This is a genomic window from Streptomyces griseorubiginosus, assembly GCF_017614965.1.
Taxonomy (GTDB): Bacteria; Actinomycetota; Actinomycetes; order Streptomycetales; family Streptomycetaceae; genus Streptomyces; species Streptomyces griseorubiginosus_B.
In genome coordinates, this window is record NZ_WVUG01000195.1 from 1 (window position 1) to 16,837 (window position 16,837).

At 71.8% G+C, this 16,837-nt stretch carries 13 protein-coding genes; 8 read left to right on the top strand and 5 right to left on the bottom strand.

The genetic code is table 11. The features are described 5' to 3' along the window. Positions 1-884 (bottom strand): ArnT family glycosyltransferase (locus GRC12_RS29395; RefSeq protein ID WP_208782466.1); only part of this gene is annotated, 884 nt, incomplete at its 3' end. A gap of 154 nt (positions 885-1,038) precedes the next feature. Here GRC12_RS29395 and GRC12_RS29400 point away from each other — a divergent pair. From GRC12_RS29400 to GRC12_RS29420, 5 genes are all read left to right on the top strand, one after another. Further along, on the top strand, positions 1,039-1,899 hold the full coding sequence (locus tag GRC12_RS29400) for a serine hydrolase (RefSeq protein ID WP_208782468.1): 861 nt from the start codon (positions 1,039-1,041) through the stop codon (positions 1,897-1,899). 48 nt (positions 1,900-1,947) lie between these two features. Further along, entirely contained in the window at positions 1,948-2,973 is a 1,026-nt protein-coding gene (locus tag GRC12_RS29405) for an esterase-like activity of phytase family protein (RefSeq protein WP_208782470.1), read from the top strand. Positions 2,974-3,072: 99 nt separating this feature from the next. Further along, positions 3,073-6,792, top strand: coding sequence for an ABC transporter ATP-binding protein (locus GRC12_RS29410; RefSeq protein ID WP_208782472.1), 3,720 nt, complete (start codon positions 3,073-3,075; stop codon positions 6,790-6,792). 122 nt (positions 6,793-6,914) lie between these two features. Then, positions 6,915-7,304 carry a hypothetical protein gene (locus tag GRC12_RS29415; protein WP_208782474.1) on the top strand — a complete coding sequence of 130 codons (390 nt, stop codon included), beginning with the start codon at positions 6,915-6,917 and terminating at the stop codon, positions 7,302-7,304. 99 nt (positions 7,305-7,403) lie between these two features. Beyond that, a complete protein-coding gene (locus GRC12_RS29420; RefSeq protein WP_208782476.1) occupies positions 7,404-8,831 on the top strand; it encodes a S28 family serine protease in 1,428 nt (475 codons plus the stop codon). 25 nt (positions 8,832-8,856) lie between these two features. Here GRC12_RS29420 and GRC12_RS29425 read toward each other — a convergent pair whose 3' ends face one another. Both GRC12_RS29425 and GRC12_RS29430 read right to left on the bottom strand, forming a co-directional pair. Continuing rightward, positions 8,857-9,492: a hypothetical protein gene (locus GRC12_RS29425; RefSeq protein WP_208782478.1), complete on the bottom strand. Its 636-nt coding sequence runs from the start codon at positions 9,490-9,492 to the stop codon at positions 8,857-8,859. A gap of 137 nt (positions 9,493-9,629) precedes the next feature. After that, entirely contained in the window at positions 9,630-11,414 is a 1,785-nt protein-coding gene (locus tag GRC12_RS29430; protein WP_308286666.1) for a glycoside hydrolase family 3 protein, read from the bottom strand. A gap of 520 nt (positions 11,415-11,934) precedes the next feature. Here GRC12_RS29430 and aroA point away from each other — a divergent pair. The 3 genes from aroA to GRC12_RS29445 all read left to right on the top strand — a co-directional run bounded on the left by aroA (position 11,935) and on the right by GRC12_RS29445 (position 14,540). After that, complete coding sequence (gene aroA, locus GRC12_RS29435) at positions 11,935-13,179, top strand: 3-phosphoshikimate 1-carboxyvinyltransferase (RefSeq protein ID WP_208782480.1); 1,245 nt, start codon at positions 11,935-11,937, stop codon at positions 13,177-13,179. Beyond that, the gene (locus tag GRC12_RS29440; protein WP_208782482.1) at positions 13,169-13,840 is read left to right on the top strand and encodes an HAD family hydrolase; all 672 of its coding nucleotides are present in this window, start codon (positions 13,169-13,171) and stop codon (positions 13,838-13,840) included. The genes aroA and GRC12_RS29440 overlap by 11 nt, the downstream gene beginning before the upstream one ends. A gap of 118 nt (positions 13,841-13,958) precedes the next feature. Beyond that, positions 13,959-14,540: an RBBP9/YdeN family alpha/beta hydrolase gene (locus tag GRC12_RS29445; RefSeq protein ID WP_208782485.1), complete on the top strand. Its 582-nt coding sequence runs from the start codon at positions 13,959-13,961 to the stop codon at positions 14,538-14,540. Here GRC12_RS29445 and GRC12_RS29450 read toward each other — a convergent pair. Both GRC12_RS29450 and GRC12_RS29455 read right to left on the bottom strand, forming a co-directional pair. Next, complete coding sequence (locus GRC12_RS29450) at positions 14,521-15,762, bottom strand: MFS transporter (protein WP_208782487.1); 1,242 nt, start codon at positions 15,760-15,762, stop codon at positions 14,521-14,523. The two genes, GRC12_RS29445 and GRC12_RS29450, sit on opposite strands and share 20 nt — an antisense overlap. A 105-nt stretch (positions 15,763-15,867) precedes the next feature. Continuing rightward, on the bottom strand, positions 15,868-16,668 hold the full coding sequence (locus GRC12_RS29455) for a sugar phosphate isomerase/epimerase family protein (protein WP_208782489.1): 801 nt from the start codon (positions 16,666-16,668) through the stop codon (positions 15,868-15,870). Between the last annotated feature and the right edge of the window lie 169 nt (positions 16,669-16,837).

Genomic DNA, 16,837 nt, shown 5'->3' on the forward strand with positions numbered 1-16,837 from the left:
CCCCCGCCGTTGCCCTCGCCGCCGAAGACACGGCCGAGACCGTCGTAGCCCATGATCAGGTCCCAGGCGGAACCGTCCGTGGAGCCGCCGATGTAGGGCCGGTCGGAGGCCGGGACCAGGGACACCGCCAGGGCCCACCAGAAGCTGGAGACGGCCAGGACGACCGCGGCGAGCAGCAGGTTGACGATCCGCTTCGCCCAGGACGCCCTCGACGCGTACAGGTAGAGCGCGAAGACGGCGGGGAGGGCGATCCAGCCCGCGAGCAGCTTGGTGTTGAAGGCCAGACCGAAGCAGGCCGCCGAGCCGAGCAGCGGCAGCAGCCTGTCGTCACGGGTGGCGCGGAAGGCGAGGGCCGCGCCCGCGACCATGAGGAACACCAGGAGGGTGTCGGGGTTGTTGTCGCGGTTGATGGCGACGGTGATCGGGGTCAGCGCCAGCACCAGCGCGGCGACGGTCGCCGCCCCGTGACCCCACACCCGCTTCACGGTGGAGTGCAGGATCCAGATCGTGGCGAGGGCCGCCAGGATCTGAGGCGCCATCATCTGCCAGGTGCCGAAGCCGAAGACACGGCACGACAGGCCCATGACCATGGTCGCGAACGGTGGTTTGTCGACGGTCAGGAAGTTGCCGGGGTCCAGCGAACCGAAGAACCAGGCCTTCCAGCTCTTCGTGGCGGCCCAGATGGCACCGCTGTAGAAGGTGTTCATGCTGGATCCGGACAGGTTCCAGGCGTAGAGGACCGCCGCCAGGACCAGGATCGCGATCAGGGCGGGCGGCGACCAGCGCGGTGCCCGGTCCGGCGGCGCCGCCGCCGGCGGGGCGGGCGGCGGCCAGTCGGCGGACACGGGCTCGGTGTGGGGGTGCGGATCGGTGGCAGATGTCACCCGGGCATCGTGCGGAGGGGGAGTGGGTGGGGGCTGTGACGAAGCTGGCTCCGGGCTGTGAATCCGCCGAGGGGGCGGTAACGCCTTGGGCAGTCTTTGCCCAATGAGGCCGACGCGTACAACCTTTCGGGCGAATTCGAGCGTCAACAGGGGCATGAATCAAGGGAAATCAACCAGACGCGCCAGAGCGCTCGCCACGGGGGCCCTCGGGCTCGGCGTGCTCATACCCGGCGTGGCCGCCGCCTCGCCCGCCGCGGCCGCCACGGCACCCACGGTCAGCTGCACGTCCGCCCGGGCGGGCCTGGCCACCAAGCTCCAGAAGGACATCACCGCCGCGCTCGCCGGCCGTCAGGGCACCGTCGCGGTCGGGCTCTACGACCGCTCCACCAACACCACGTGCTCGCTGCGGGCCACCTCCTCCTACGACTCCGCCAGTGTCGTCAAGGTGACCGTCCTCGCCACGCTGCTGTGGGACGCGAAGAAGCACAACCGGTATCTCACCGACACCGAGGCCTCGTTGGCCAAGGCCATGATCACCAAGTCGGACAACGACGCGACCAGCAGGCTGTGGAAGCAGCTGGGCCTGACGAAGATCAAGGGCTTCCTGAGCGCCGCCGGCATGACGAAGACCGTCCCCGGCGCGAACGGCTACTGGGGTCTGACCCAGATCAACGTCACCGACGAGCAGAAGCTGCTCAAGCTGATCACGGCGAAGAACGCGGTGCTCAGCGACAACGCCCGTGCCTACATCCTGAAGTTGATGGGCCAGGTCATCTCCTCGCAGCGCTGGGGCACGCCCTACGGCACCCCGTCCGGCGTCTCCTGGCACGTCAAGAACGGCTGGCTGCAGCGCTCGACGCACGGCTGGCGGGTGCACAGCGTCGGCACCTTCAACGGCGGCGGCCACGACTACATGATCACGGTGCTCACCTGGGGCAACAGCACCATGAACTACGGCATCTCCACCATCCAGGGCGTGGCGAAGGTCATCCACAGGGATCTCGCAGCGAGTTGACGCCCGCCGGTCTCCCGCGTGTCACCGGCGGCGCCTACGGTGGCGCGCATGCGCCTGAGAACCGTACTCGCGACCGTCACCGCGGCCCTGGCGGCGGCCACCACGCTGACCGCCGCCGGGCCCGCCCCGGCCACCCCTCGGACGAGCCACGCCTGTTCGCCCTCCGTCTCGATCGACCGCTTCTCCGACGCGCTGGACAAGACGACGTACGACGGCACGTTCGTCGGCAACTTCTCCGCGCTCGCGGTGGACAAGGACGGCTCGATCGCCGCCCTCGAGGACCGCTCCTCCCTCTTCGACCTGGACGCGAGGACGCTCGCCCCGAAGCGGGTCGTCCGGCTCGCCGACGAGAAGGGGGCCGCGCTGGACAGCGAGGGTCTCGTCGTCGACCGGGACGGCACCAGGCTGATCACCTCGGAGACCGAGCCGTCCGTGCGCCGCTACGGCACCGACGGCGGGATCCTCGACCGGCTCCCGGTCCCGTCCTCCCTCCTCGTCGCCCCCGCCGGACGCGCCACGTCCAACCAGACCTTCGAGGGCCTGACCCTCCTGCCCGGCGGCCGCACCCTGCTCGCCTCGATGGAGAACGCGATCTCCGGCGACTCCACCGACATCGTCCGCTTCCAGACCTGGACCCGGACCAAGGACGCCCCCTTCCGTCTCGCCGCCCAGTACGCCTACCGCGTCGACGCGGGGCTTGGCGTCCCCGAGGTCCAGGCCACCCCCGACGGCCGCCTCCTCGTCCTGGAGCGCGGCTTCACCTCCGGCGTCGGCAACACCGTCCGCCTCTACCTGGCCGACCCCCGCCACGCGACGGACACCAGCGGCATCGAGAACCTCACGGGACAGAAAGGGGTGCGGCTGATCAGGAAGACCCTCCTCGCCGACATCGCCGGCTGTCCCTCCCTCGGCGCCACCGCGAAGCAGCCCCAGCCGAACCCGCTCCTCGACAACATCGAGGGGATGACCGTGACGGGGTACTCGAAGGGCCGCCTGAAGGTGCTCCTGGTCAGCGACGACAACCAGAACGCGGCGCAGACCACCCGCTTCTACTACCTGCGGGTGCGCGTCTGACCCCTCCCTGTCGTCGTCCCTATTGTTGCGGAGGGATGAAATCCGCTTCGTCTCGTGTTGGTGCCTTCCGGTAGATCAGGACGATCGGAGGGCACCCGCGTGAGCGAGCAACGGGGATGGGCACGGCGACTGGCCGGGTACGCGTGGCGGTATCCGAAGGACGTCGTGCTGTCCCTCGGCTCCTCCCTGGCGGGCATGGCCGTCACCGCGCTCGTCCCTCTCGTCACCAAGGTGATCATCGACGACGTGATCGGCGATCACAGCCGGGGCATGGCCCCCTGGGCCGGGGCGCTGGTCGGCGCCGCCGTCCTCGTCTACGTCGCCACCTACGTCCGCCGCTACTACGGTGGCCGTCTCGCCCTCGACGTCCAGCACGACCTGCGGACCGAGATGTTCGAGACGATCACCCGGCTCGACGGGCGACGCCAGGACGAGCTGTCCACGGGGCAGGTCGTGGGACGCGCGACCAGCGACCTCCAGCTGATCCAGGGGCTGCTCTTCATGCTCCCCATGACCATCGGGAACGTCCTGCTCTTCCTGATCTCCCTGGTCATCATGGCCTGGCTGTCGCTGCCGCTCACCCTCGTCGCCCTCGCCGTCGCCCCGGCCCTGTGGTGGATCGCCAAGCGCAGCCGCTCCCGGCTGCACCCCGCCACCTGGTACGCGCAGGCCCAGGCCGCCGCCGTGGCCGGCGTGGTCGACGGAGCCGTCAGCGGCGTACGCGTGGTGAAGGGGTTCGGACAGGAGGAGCAGGAGACCGGGAAGCTCCGGGAGGTCGGGCGGCGGCTGTTCGCCGGGCGGCTGCGGACCGTACGGCTGAACAGCACGTACACCCCCGCCCTCCAGGCCGTGCCCGCCCTCGGCCAGGTCGCGATGCTGGCGCTCGGTGGCTGGCTCGCCGTGCGCGGTCACATCACCCTCGGTACCTTCGTCGCCTTCTCCACCTACCTCGCCCAGCTCGTCGGCCCGGTCCGCATGCTGGCGTTCGTCCTCACCGTGGGACAGCAGGCCCGCGCCGGCACCGAGCGCGTCCTGGAGCTGATCGACACCCGGCCGACCATGACGGAGGGCACGAAGGAGCTGCCCGCCGACGCGCCCGCGACCGTCGAGTTCGACGACGTCTCCTTCGGCTACGACCACGAGCGGCCCGTCCTGCAAGGGCTGAGCTTCGAGATCCGCCCGGGGGAGACCCTCGCGGTCGTCGGTTCCTCCGGCTCCGGCAAGTCCACGGTCTCCCTCCTCCTCCCGCGCTTCTACGACGTCACGCACGGCGCCGTCCTGATCGGCGGGCACGACGTCCGCGAGCTGACCTTCGACTCGCTGCGGGCCGCGATCGGGCTGGTCCCCGAGGACTCCTTCCTCTTCTCCGACACCGTCCGCAACAACATCGCGTACGGCCGCCCGGACGCCACCGACGAGGAGGTCGAGGCCGCCGCGCGCGCCGCCCAGGCGGACCGTTTCATCAGGGAGCTGCCCGAGGGCTACGGCACCAAGGTCGGCGAGCACGGCCTCACGCTCTCCGGCGGCCAGCGCCAGCGGGTCGCCCTCGCCCGCGCGATCCTCACCGACCCCCGTCTCCTGGTCCTCGACGACGCCACCTCCGCCGTGGACGCCCGCGTCGAGCACGAGATCCACGAGGCGCTGAGGCACGTCATGCGGGGCCGTACGACCCTGCTCATCGCGCACCGCCGCTCCACCCTCAACCTCGCCGACCGCATCGCCGTACTCGACGGCGGGCGCCTCGCCGACCTCGGCACGCACGAGGAGCTGCAGGAGCGGTCCGCGCTCTACCGCCGTCTGCTCACCGACCCCGACGAGCTCGGCGGGGTCTCGCCCGGCCACGCCCGGCCCGCCCAGCCCGCCGAGGACACGTCCGTGCGGGACGAGCTGGACGCCGAGTTCGACGCCGAGCGCGGGGTGACCCCGCGGCTGTGGACCGGCGACCGGCAGCCCAAGGACCACGCGCTGTCCGGGATGCCGGCCACCCCGGAACTCCTCGCGCAGGTCGAGGCGCTGCCGCCGGCGACCGACACCCCGGACATCGACGAGGCGCGGGCGGTCATGCCCGAGGACTCCTACGGACTGCGCAGGCTGCTGCGGGGCTTCGGACTGCCCCTGCTGATCAGCCTCGGGCTCGTCGCCGTCGACGCCGGGATGGGCCTGCTGCTGCCGGTGCTGATCCGGCACGGCATCGACAAGGGCGTCAACGCCCTGGCCCTCGGCGCGGTCTGGTCGGCCTCGCTGCTCGGGCTGCTCGCGGTCGTCGCGCAGTGGGCCGCGCAGGTCGGGGAGACCCGGATGACCGGCCGCACCGGCGAGCGGGTCCTGTACTCGCTGCGGCTGAAGATCTTCGCCCAGCTCCAGCGGCTCGGCCTCGACTACTACGAGCGGGAGCTGACCGGCCGGATCATGACCCGGATGACGACCGACGTCGACGCGCTGTCCACGTTCCTGCAGACCGGCCTTGTCACCGCGTTCGTCTCCGTCGTCACCTTCTTCGGCATCCTGGTCGCCCTGCTGGTGATCGACGTCCAGCTCGCGCTGGTCGTCTTCGCCACCCTGCCGCCGCTGGTCGTCGCCACGTACTTCTTCCGCCGGGCGAGCGTGAAGGCGTACGAACTCGCCCGTGAGCGCGTGTCGTTGGTGAACGCGGACCTGCAGGAGTCGGTATCGGGGCTGCGGATCGTGCAGGCCTTCTCGCGCGAGCGGGACGGCGGGGCGCGGTTCACGGAGCTCAGTGACAGCTACCGCAGGGCGCGGGTGCGCGGGCAGTGGCTGATCTCGGTCTACTTCCCGTTCGTGCAGCTGCTGTCGTCGGTGGCCGCGGCCGCCGTGCTGATCGCCGGTGCGGGACGGATCGACGAGGCCACGCTCACGACCGGGGCGCTGGTCGCCTACCTGCTCTACATCGACCTGTTCTTCGCACCGGTCCAGCAGCTCTCCCAGGTCTTCGACGGCTACCAGCAGGCCACCGTCTCCCTCGGCCGTATCCAGGAGCTGCTGCGCGAGCCGACCTCCACCAAGGCCGCCGACGAGCCCCTCGAAGTCCGCTCCCTGCGCGGCGACATCGCCTTCGAGGACGTGCACTTCGCCTACGGCGACGACGAAGAGGCCCTGTCCGGCGTCGACTTGACGATCCCGGAGGGCCAGACGGTCGCGTTCGTCGGCGAGACCGGCGCCGGCAAGTCGACCCTCGTGAAGCTGGTGGCGCGGTTCTACGACCCCACCCGCGGCCGGGTGACGGTCGACGGCACCGACCTGCGGTCCCTGGACATCACCTCCTACCGCCACCGGCTCGGTGTCGTCCCGCAGGAGGCCTACCTCTTCCAGGGCACCGTCCGCGACGCCATCGCCTACGGCCGCCCAGAGGCGACGGACGCCGAGGTCGAGGCGGCGGCCCGGGCGGTCGGCGCGCACGAGATGATCGCCACCCTCGACGGCGGCTATCTCCACGAGGTCGCCGAGCGCGGCCGCAACCTCTCCGCCGGCCAACGCCAGTTGATCGCGCTGGCCCGCGCGGAACTCGTCGACCCCGACATCCTGCTCCTCGACGAGGCGACCGCCGCGCTCGACCTGGCCACGGAGGCCCAGGTCAACCAGGCGACCGACCGCCTGGCGGGCCGCCGCACCACCCTCGTCGTAGCCCACCGCCTGACCACGGCAGCCCGCGCGGACCGCGTGGTGGTGATGGACCACGGCCGCGTGGTGGAGGACGGCACGCACGAGGAGCTGCTCCGACTCGGCGGGCGCTACACGGAGTTGTGGCGGACGTTCGTCGGGCAGCCCGACGCGGAGGAGACGGTCGGGGTCACGCGGTGAGGGCGCGCTGTCTGTTCGCTGTTGGTTCGCTGTCCGTTCCCTGATGGGCGTGCAACCATCCGACATACGTCCGGCGTCCGTACACCCGTACGCTCTTTGTCGGTCGTAGGGGAGGGACGACAGTGGACTCTGGTGCGATACGGCGCCGGATCGCACTCGGCATGGCCGTGGTGACCGCGTCCGGGGCGCTCGCGCTCGCCGCGTCGGGCAACGCGCACGCCGACCCGTACTGCTACGGGCGCAAGGTGCGGGACCTGACCTTCTCCACCGGTGTCGTGCACGTCTACAAGGCCGACGGCTACGTCTGCGCCGTGACGTTCCCCAAGCACGCCTCAACCGCCAAGCGCTCCATGTCGGTCAGCGTGCAGGCCCGCGGCAACCGTCCGGTCGTCGACAGCGGACAGTACGTCCACCACGCCGGACCGGTCACGGTGCACGCCGGACACCGGTGCGTGCGGATCAAGGGCTCGGTGGAGGGCGGATCCGTGAGTTCGGGCTGGATCCTTTGCTGAGTCACGGGAACCCCACAAGTATTTCTTGAACTCCCCTGGTGCGTCCGCCCGTTGCGACGCTAGCGTCCGGCGGACATCTGTACTCACAGGGGAGGGTGCATGCGCAAGGCGCTCAGATGGCTGCTCGCGTTCGCCGTGCTCATAGGCACGTTGAGCACGGCGGGAGCGGCCACCGCCGCCCAGCCGGCGGCCACGGGGACCAAAGCGGCGACCGACATCAAGGACCGGTTGCTCGCCATCCCGGGCATGAGCCTGATCGAGGAGAAGCCGTACCCCGGCTACCGCTTCTTCGTCCTGAACTACACCCAGCCGGTCGACCACCGGCATCCGTCCAAGGGCACCTTCCAGCAGCGGATCACCGTGCTGCACAAGGGAGTCGACCGCCCGACCGTCTTCTACACCGGCGGCTACAACGTCTCCACCACACCGAGCCGCCGCGAGCCGACCCAGATCGTGGACGGCAACCAGGTGTCCATGGAGTACCGCTTCTTCACTCCGTCCCGGCCGAACCCGGCCGACTGGTCGAAGCTGGACATCTGGCAGGCGGCGAGCGACCAGCACCGCATCTTCCGGGCGCTGAAGTCGGTCTACCCCAAGAGGTGGATCTCCACGGGCGGTTCGAAGGGCGGCATGACCGCCACGTACTACGAGCGCTTCTACCCGCGCGACATGGACGGCGTGGTGGCCTACGTCGCCCCGAACGACGTCGTCGACGACGAGGACTCCGCATACGACCGCTTCTTCACCCGCGTCGGCACCAAGGAGTGCCGCGACCGGCTGAACGCCGTGCAGCGCGAGGCGCTGGTGCGCCGGGAGCCGCTGGAGAAGAAGTACGCGGCGTACGCGGCCGAGAACGGCTTCACGTTCACGACCATCGGCAGCCTGGACCGTGCCTACGAGGCCGTCGTCCTCGACTACGTCTGGGGCTTCTGGCAGTACAGCCTGCTCTCCGACTGCGCCACGATCCCGGCGGACGCCAAGCACGCCACCGACCAGGCGATCTGGGACTCCGTCGACACCATCTCCGGGTTCTCCTTCTACACCGACCAGGGCCTGGAGCCGTACACGCCGTACTACTACCAGGCCGGCACCCAGCTGGGCGCGCCGACGATCCACTTCCCGTACATCGAGAAGAAGTACGTCCGCTACGGCTACCAGGCGCCGCGCAACTTCGTGCCGCGGTCGATCCCGATGCGGTTCCAGCCGGGGGCCATGCGGGACGTCGACAGCTGGGTGCGGCACCACGCCCACCACATGCTGTTCGTGTACGGCCAGAACGACCCGTGGGGAGCGGAGCGCTTCCGCGTCGGCAAGGGCGCGAAGGACGCGTACGTCTTCACCGCGCCGGGCCTCAACCACGGGGCGAACGTCGCCGGTCTGGTCCCGGACCAGAAGGCGCTGGCGACGCAGCGGATCCTGGACTGGGCGGGGGTGGCGGACGAGACGCCGGTCGCCGAGCCGCTGGCCCGGTTCGACCGGAAGCTGGACGTGCGGGACGTGGAGCGCGAGCCCGCGCTGCGTCCCTGACTCCCGTGCCGCGCCCGGCCGTCGGTCAGACGCGCCGGGCGCAGCCCACCGGTTCCTCGCCGTCGAGGTGGACGTAGAGCGCGGTCGAGGCGGGGCAGGACGCCCGCCTGGCGACCGCCCTGACCACCTTGTACTGCGGCTTCTTCGCGCCGCCGCCGTCGCACCTGGTCTCCCGGACCTGCCCGCTGCCCGAGCCGTAGACACAGTCGCCGACGATGGTGCGCGGTCCGCCCCCGCCGCCCGGATCACCGGGGTGCGGGGGCTCCAGGTTGCGCATGCAGGCGTAGCCCTGCGGCACCGAACCGTCGCCGTCCTCGTCGGACGACGGGCTCTGCGCGCTGATGTGCAGCACGAAGTCCGTGGTCGCCGGGCACAGCGGACCGTCGGCCACCGTGCCGTCGTGGCGCGCGACCACCCGCGCCGCCGCCCGCTCACTGGTGCACGGCACCTCGGTGAAGCTCGTCGTGCCGAACGAACTGCACTCGTCGACCCCGAGGAACACCGCCCCGTAGCCGGACGGCCGCGTCGAGGCCGCCGCCGGTGTGACGGTGGGCCCGGCGTCCTCACCGGACGCGGACGACAGCGCCTGGCAGCCGGTCAGCACCGCGGCGACCAGCACCAGCAGAGCACAGACCACCCCCACCGAACATCTCTCACGCATCGCGTCCCCCCGGGCGCCTCCCCGCGCACCCCTGTCCAGCGTGACCCGCCGAAGCCGGTCACGCCAGACGCGCGGGAGGCATTGGTTCCGTTGGGGGGTGTACGCCGGTTGTGCGGCGTATGCGGTCTACGCCCCTTCTAGTACGTCAGTCCGTAGCCGATGGGGTACAGCACCCGCGCCGGATCGTCCGCCCGCTGCACCGGCACCGGCAACCTCCCGCGCGGCGCCACCTTCCCGGCGATCACCCGCGCGGCAGCCCGCAGTTCGACGTCCGTCCAGGAATAGGCGGCCACATAGGCCGGGACGGAGGGGAGTTGGGCCACGTCGTAGGGGTTGCGGACGGCGATCGCCACCACCGGCCTGCCCGTCGCCACCAGTTGCTCGGCGAGGGTCCTCTGCGAACTGCCCGCGGTGACGTTGTACGTCGCCACGACCACCGCGTCCGCCTCCCGTGCCGCCGCCACCGCCGAGGCGATGGTGGCGGAGGACGGCGCCGTGCCGGTGGACAGGGCCGTGGCCGTGAAGCCGAGTCCCGTCAGGGCTCTCGCGAGGACACCCGTCGGCGGGCCCGTCGTACCGGACGGGGAGGCCGGATCGGCGCCCACGACCAGCAGTTTCGGGTGCCTACGGGGGGACAGCGGCAGTAGTGACCCCTCGTTGACCAGCAGGGTCGTCGTACGCTCGGCGATGCGGTCGGCCACCGCGAGATGCGCCTTCGTGCCGACCACCCGGTCCACACCGGCCCGGCTGACATACGGCCGCTCGAACAGCCCGAGCCGCGCCTTCAGGCGCAGGATGCGCAGGATCGACTCGTCCAGCCGCGCCTCGGTGAGCTCCCCGTCCCGCACCGCCTTCAGGACGGCGTTCCAGGCGACGGACAGGTCCGGCGGGTTGAGCAGCTGGTCGACACCGGCCTTCAGGGCGAGCACCGGGACCCGGTCGTCGCCGTACTTCGTCCGCACGCCCTCCATGCCCAGGGAGTCGGTCACCACCACGCCGTCGTAGCCGAGTTCGCCGCGCAGGATGCCGGTGAGGATCGGGTGGGAGAGGGTGGCCGGGTCGCCGGAGTCGTCCAGGGCCGGGAACTGGATGTGCGCGGTCATGACGCAGTCGACGCCCGCCCTGATCGCCGCCCGGAAGGGGACGGCGTCCAGCTTCTCCCACAGCTCCCGGCTGTGGGTGATCACCGGGAAGCCGTAGTGGCTGTCGACGGCCGTGTCGCCGTGCCCGGGGAAGTGCTTGGCGGTCGCCGCGACCGACGACCGCTGGTACCCGGCGACCTCGGCGGCGACCAGACCGGCCACCGCCTGCGGATCGGCGCCGAAGGAGCGGACGCCGATGACGGGGTTGGCCGGGTTGATGTTCACGTCGGCGTCGGGGGAGTAGTCCTGGTTGATGCCGATCGCTCGCAGCTCCGCGCCGGAGACGCGGCCCAACGTGTGGGCGTCCGCGCGGGAGCCGCCCGCCCCGACGGCCATCGCGCCCGGGAAGAGGGTGGCGGGGCTGCCCACCCGGCAGACGATGCCGTGCTCCTGGTCGGTGGTGACGAGCACGGGCAGCCCGCGGGGGGCGCTGAGGGACGCCTTCTGGATGCCGTTGGACAGGTCGGCGATCTGGTGCGGGTCGCGGGTGTTGTTGGCCCAGGTGAAGTAGATGATGCCGCCGACGCGGTACTTCGCGATCAGCTCGGCGGCCGTGCGGACGCCGATCTCCTTGAGGTTGGCGTCGATGTCGGCCTGGTCGGGGGCGGTGGCGGAGTGGCCGTAGACCCGCATCACGAAGAGCTGGCCGACCTTTTCCGGCAGGGTCATACGGGAGATGAGGGAGCGGAGCTTCTTGTCGTCGGCGTGAGCGGTGCCGCCGACCGCGAGGGATGCGGTGACACCCATGGTCGCGGCGAGGACGGTACGTCTGGAGGGCACGTGCGCTCCTTCCGGAGATGATCCACTGAAGGAAACTTCCGTCCGGGAAGCAATATCCGGGAAGTTTCTGCCAGTCAAGGGAGCGCGCACGCCACCGGGAAGCCGGGTGCCGAAAGGGTTCTCCGCGAAGGGGCCGCCATCGGCGCTGTTGGAGGGGGGCGCGCCGATGGCGGCTGTGCTGCCGGCCGCAGTACGGCGGAGAGGGTAGGTCAGCGATCGCAGCCAGCAGCGAGGGCCGACACCGCACAGCGGAGACTCATCCGGCAACTTGCGGGTTGGACGAACCGTATTCGGGACGGGTTCCCCCCTTCCCGGCGATTCCCGGAAGTCGGTGCCGGTGGGGCCCGCGGGACGGGTGAGCCGTCACCCCGGGCGGCCGCTCCTGCCAAAGACGTACGGCCCCTGCGACCACCGACGACAGGCCGCTCGTCCCGCGCCGTCGGTGACCGGCGGGCGACGGGAAGGGGTCCATCCCATGGACGTGCGGGCGCCGCGGCCCCCGCGCGGTCGATCATGAGTCATGCCCGTTGTCACCATCCCCGGTTCCAAGTCCATCACCGCCCGCGCCCTGTTCCTGGCGGCAGCGGCCGACGGTGTCACCACCCTCGTGCGCCCGCTCCGCTCGGACGACACCGAGGGCTTCGCCGAGGGCCTGGTGCGGCTCGGCCACCGCGTCGGCCGCACACCCGACGCCTGGCAGGTGGACGGCCGCCCGCAGGGCCCGGCGGTGAGCGAGGCGGACGTGTACTGCCGGGACGGCGCGACCACCGCCCGCTTCCTGCCGACGCTGGCCGCGGCGGGCCGGGGCACCTACCGCTTCGACGCCTCGCCGCAGATGCGCCGCCGCCCCCTGCTCCCGCTCACCCGCGCCCTGCGCGACCTCGGCGTGGACCTGCGGCACGAGCAGGCGGAGGGCCACCACCCGCTGACGGTGCGGGCGGCCGGGGTCGAGGGCGGGGAGGTCACCCTGGACGCCGGCCAGTCCTCGCAGTATCTGACCGCGCTCCTCCTGCTCGGCCCGCTGACCCGCAAGGGCCTGCGCATCCACGTCACCGACCTGGTCTCCGCGCCGTACGTGGACATCACGATCGCGATGATGCGGGCGTTCGGCGCGGAGGTGGCCCGCGAGGGCGAGGCCTTCGTCGTCCCGCCGGGCGGCTACCGCGCCACGACCTACCCGATCGAGCCCGACGCCTCTACAGCGAGCTACTTCTTCGCGGCGGCAGCGGTGACCCCGGGCGCGGAGGTGACCGTGCCGGGGCTGGGGCGGGGCTCGCTCCAGGGCGACCTGGGGTTCGTCGAGGTCCTGCGGCGGATGGGCGCGGAGGTGTCCGTGGGGTCGGACGCCACGACCGTCCGGGGCACGGACGAACTGCGCGGCCTGACGGTCGCCATGCGGGACATCTCCGACACCATGCCCACCCTGGCCGCCATCGCCCCCTTCGCCTCCGGCCCGGTCCGCATCGAGGACGTGGCGAACACCCGGGTGAAGGAGTGCGACCGGCTTCAGGCGTGCGCGGAGAACCTGCGGCGGCTCGGCGTCGGCGTCGACACGGGCCCGGACTGGATCGAGATCCTTCCCGGCACACCGACGGGCGCGGAGATCAGGACCTACGGCGACCACCGCGTCGTGATGTCCTTCGCGGTGACCGGCCTGCGCACGCCCGGTATCTCGTTCGACGATCCGGCCTGCGTACGGAAGACTTTCCCCGGTTTCCATGAGGCGTTCGCGGAGTTGAGGAGCGTGCTGGGGGATGACCGGTGAACTGCAGGCCGTGCTCTTCGACTCGGGCGGGGTGCTGACTCGGCCCGTCGGGGGCCGCTGGAACCCCCGGGTGGACTTCGAGGAGACCGTCCTGCGTCACGACCCCACGGTCACACCGGAGCGGTTCGCGGCGGCGATCGCGGCGGGCGAGGACTTCTTCGCCGCGTCGGCGTCGACGCCGGACTACGACGACTACCACCGGGTCCTGCTGCGCCACCTCGGTCTTCAGCCGACACCGGGTCTGCTGGCCGATCTCAGCCGGGAGATCCCCGTCACGTCGGTGGTGGAGCTGTGCCCGGGCGTTGCGGAGACACTGGACGAACTGCGGCGCCGGGGTGTGCGGATGGCGGTGGTCTCGGACGCCTGGGCCGGACTGCCGGACATGCACGCCGCGTTGGGCATCGGCGACCACTTCGAGGCGTACGCGATCTCGGCGCTCCTCGGCTGCCGCAAACCCGACCCGCGCATGTACCGGCACGCCAGCGACGCGCTGGGGCTGCGGCCCCAGGAGTGCCTGTTCGTGGACGACGACCCGGAGTTGGTCGCCGCGGCCGTCGAACTCGGATACGTGGGCCGGGTGATGAAGCCCGACGGAGCCGCACCGCCACCGGGGGCGCCGCCGTCCGTCACCGGGCTGACCGAGATCCTCGACCTGTTCTGACCCGGACCGCCCGGCCCGCCTCCTGGCCACGCGGACCGCCCCGACCGCACCGTCCGCATCCTGGCCGGCCCCGAGCGGCCCTGGACCCCTGCCCCGGTTCTCGGTCAGCATGATCTCCATGACCTCACACTTCCTGATCCTCCACGGCTGGCAGAACCACCGTCCGCCCGCCCACTGGCAGCACTGGCTCGCCGACCGGCTCGACGGGCTCGGGCACCGCGTCACCTACCCCCAGCTCCCGGATCCCGACGACCCGAGCCTGGAGGTGTGGCTGTCGGAACTGGGCAGGTATCTGGAGGGAATGGACGGCGAGGAGAGGGTCGTGCTCGCCCACAGTGCCTCCGCCGTGCTGTGGCTGCACGCCGTCGCACGCGGGATCGTGACGGACGGTGCCGTCGACCGGGTGCTGCTGGTGGCGCCGCCGTCCGCGTCCGTCCTCGCCCGGTATCCCGAGGTCGCCGAATTCGCCCCGCCAGCCCTGGACTTCGCCCTTCCGACGCCCACCCGTCTGGTCGCCGGGGACGACGATCCGTACTGCCCCGAAGGAGCGCGGGAGCTCTACGGCGACCCCCTCGGCATCCCGACGGACCTCCTTCCCGGCGCCGCGCACCTCGACCTGGACGCGGGCTACGGTTCCTGGCCGGCCGTACTGGAGTGGTGCCTGGACCCGACGTCGAAGATCACCGTCCGTCCGGTGTGACCCCGGCGCCGTCCCGCAGTTCGGGCGTTCTCACGGCCACCGCCAGCACGGCCAGCAGGCACATCAGACCGCCGGTGAGCAGGGCGGTCGTGGCCGAGGTGCGGGCGGCCACGAGCCCGGCGCGGAGGTTGCCGATCTGAGGCCCCGCCTGACCGACGATCGTCTCGGCAGCCGTGACCCGGCCCAGCAACGCGTCCGGCGTGCGGGTCTGCACGATCGTGGCCCGGGACAGCACGGCCACCGCGTCCGCCGCCCCCGCCAGCACCAGCGTCCCGAGGCCCGCCCAGCCGCTGGTGGTCAGGCCGAACAGGGCGAGGGCCGCGCCCCAGGTGCCGGAGGCGCACAGCATCACCGGACCGGGACGGGCCAGCCGGGTCACCGGGCCGGACAGGGCGGTCGCGACGACCCCGCCCACCGCCAGCGCCGACAGGAACAGGCCGAGGGTGCGCGGGTCGCCGCCGAAACGCTCCGAGTCGACCAGCGGGAACAGGCTCACCGGCATGGCCAGGACGGTCGCCGCGAGGTCCGTCAGCAGCGCGCCGCGCACCACCCGGTGGCCGGTGAGGAAACGCAGCCCGTCGAGGACGCCGTGCAGTCCGGGCCGGGACTTCCCGCCCTCGGGCGGCAACGCGGGGAGGCCGTAGGCGCCGTAGAAGGCCATGCCGAAGCTGAGCGCGTCGAGCAGATAGCAGACGCCCACGCCCCACCAGCCGAGGACGACGCCCGCCACGGCCGGCCCGAGCAGCATCATCGACTGGCCGGTGACCTGCTGGAGGGCGAGCCCGGCGCCCACCTGGTCCCTGGGCAGCAGCCGGGGCAGGAACACGCCGGACGCGGGGGCGCCGACCGCCGTGAACGACGTCTGCACCGCCACCAGCCCGAGCACCACGGACGCCGGAACGTGCCCGGCGAAGCCCTGCACGGCCAGCAGGACGGCGCAGACCGCCGAGCCGACCGTGCTCAGCAGGAACACCCGGCGCCGGTCGGCCCGGTCCACCCACGCCCCCGCCAACAGCCCGACCGTGACCAGCGGCACCGCCTGAGCCAGCCCCACCGCGCCGGTCCACACCGAGCTGTGCGTCATGTCCCACACCTGGTACATGACGGTCACGACGGTCATGAACCCGCCCAGCGAGGACACCGTGCGCCCGATCAGCAGCCGTCGGAAGGCAGGGGAGGTCCGCAGCGGCCGGACGTCGACGAACGTACGGCCGATGCTCATGAGGGCATGACGGGGTCGTTCGGGGCGGGCTGGGGCACGGCGGGACCCTAGCCAGCGGCTCCCGGCCGCGGCCAGCGAATTACGCCGGCGTCGCGCGGGCCCGCTTCACGCCGAGTCGTTGAGCAGCCGGGCCAGGTGCAAGCGGCCGGCGCCCAGCAGGTCCTCGAGCGGCGCGGCCTCCTCGTACCACCGCTTCTCGTACTCCCAGCACAGCCAGCCGTCCCAGCCGTGCCGGGACAGGACGTCCACGCACTCGGTGAGCGGCAGGACGCCCGCGCCGAGCGCGAGAGGGGTCTTGTCCTCGGCGGAGGCGATGTCCTTGACCTGGACGTAGCCGAGGTAGGGCGAGAGGGCGGCGTAGGTCTCCGAGGGCTGCTCACCGCCGAGCCAGGTGTGCATGACGTCCCAGAGGGAGCCGACGTAGCGGTGGCCGACCAGACCGAGGACGCGGATCGCGTCGGCGCCGGTGCGGTGCGAGTCGTGCGTCTCCAGCAGGATGCGGACGCCGAGGTCGGCGGCGTGCTCCGCGGCCGTACCGAGCCGCCGGGCGGCGATGGCGTCGGCGCGCTCGCGGGTCTGCTCGGGGCCTCCGCCCGGGAAGACGCGGACGTAGGGGGCGCCGACGTCGTGGGCGAGGTCGAGGAGGCGGCGGACCTCCTCGATCACGGGCCCGTCGTCGCCGGGCGCGGCGACCCGCGCGTAGCCCGCGAGCCCCAGGATCTCGATGCCGCCCGCCTTGAACTCGGCGGCCACGTCGGCCCGTTCGTCCGGCCCGATGCCGGGATGGACCGGCTCCTCCGGATGGGCGCGCAGTTCGACGCCGTGGTAGCCGTGGGTGGCCGCGAGCCGGACCACGTCCGGGATGGGCAGGCCGGGGACGCCGAGGGTGGAGAACGCCAGTCGCATGGTCCCTACTGTCACTCGTGTGTGCGCTACAGGTCCAGGCACCGTGCCCGACCGCTGACGCCCACGTACCCACGGCCCCGCACCTCTCACCCCACCGACGCCGCTCACCCCCAGGCGGCTGCTCTCCGCCCCGTCGCTCCTGTGTGCCCTGCAGCTTCAGCCGCCGCCC

Coding starts and splice junctions, on each gene's coding strand:
- GRC12_RS29400 (WP_208782468.1), top strand. CDS start 1,039: ATGAATCAAGGGAAATCAACCAGACGCGCCAGAGCGCTCGCCACGGGG.
- GRC12_RS29405 (WP_208782470.1), top strand. CDS start 1,948: ATGCGCCTGAGAACCGTACTCGCGACCGTCACCGCGGCCCTGGCGGCG.
- GRC12_RS29420 (WP_208782476.1), top strand. CDS start 7,404: ATGCGCAAGGCGCTCAGATGGCTGCTCGCGTTCGCCGTGCTCATAGGC.
- GRC12_RS29425 (WP_208782478.1), bottom strand. CDS start 9,492: ATGCGTGAGAGATGTTCGGTGGGGGTGGTCTGTGCTCTGCTGGTGCTG.
- aroA (WP_208782480.1), top strand. CDS start 11,935: ATGCCCGTTGTCACCATCCCCGGTTCCAAGTCCATCACCGCCCGCGCC.
- GRC12_RS29440 (WP_208782482.1), top strand. CDS start 13,169: ATGACCGGTGAACTGCAGGCCGTGCTCTTCGACTCGGGCGGGGTGCTG.
- GRC12_RS29445 (WP_208782485.1), top strand. CDS start 13,959: ATGACCTCACACTTCCTGATCCTCCACGGCTGGCAGAACCACCGTCCG.
- GRC12_RS29450 (WP_208782487.1), bottom strand. CDS start 15,762: ATGAGCATCGGCCGTACGTTCGTCGACGTCCGGCCGCTGCGGACCTCC.
- GRC12_RS29455 (WP_208782489.1), bottom strand. CDS start 16,668: ATGCGACTGGCGTTCTCCACCCTCGGCGTCCCCGGCCTGCCCATCCCG.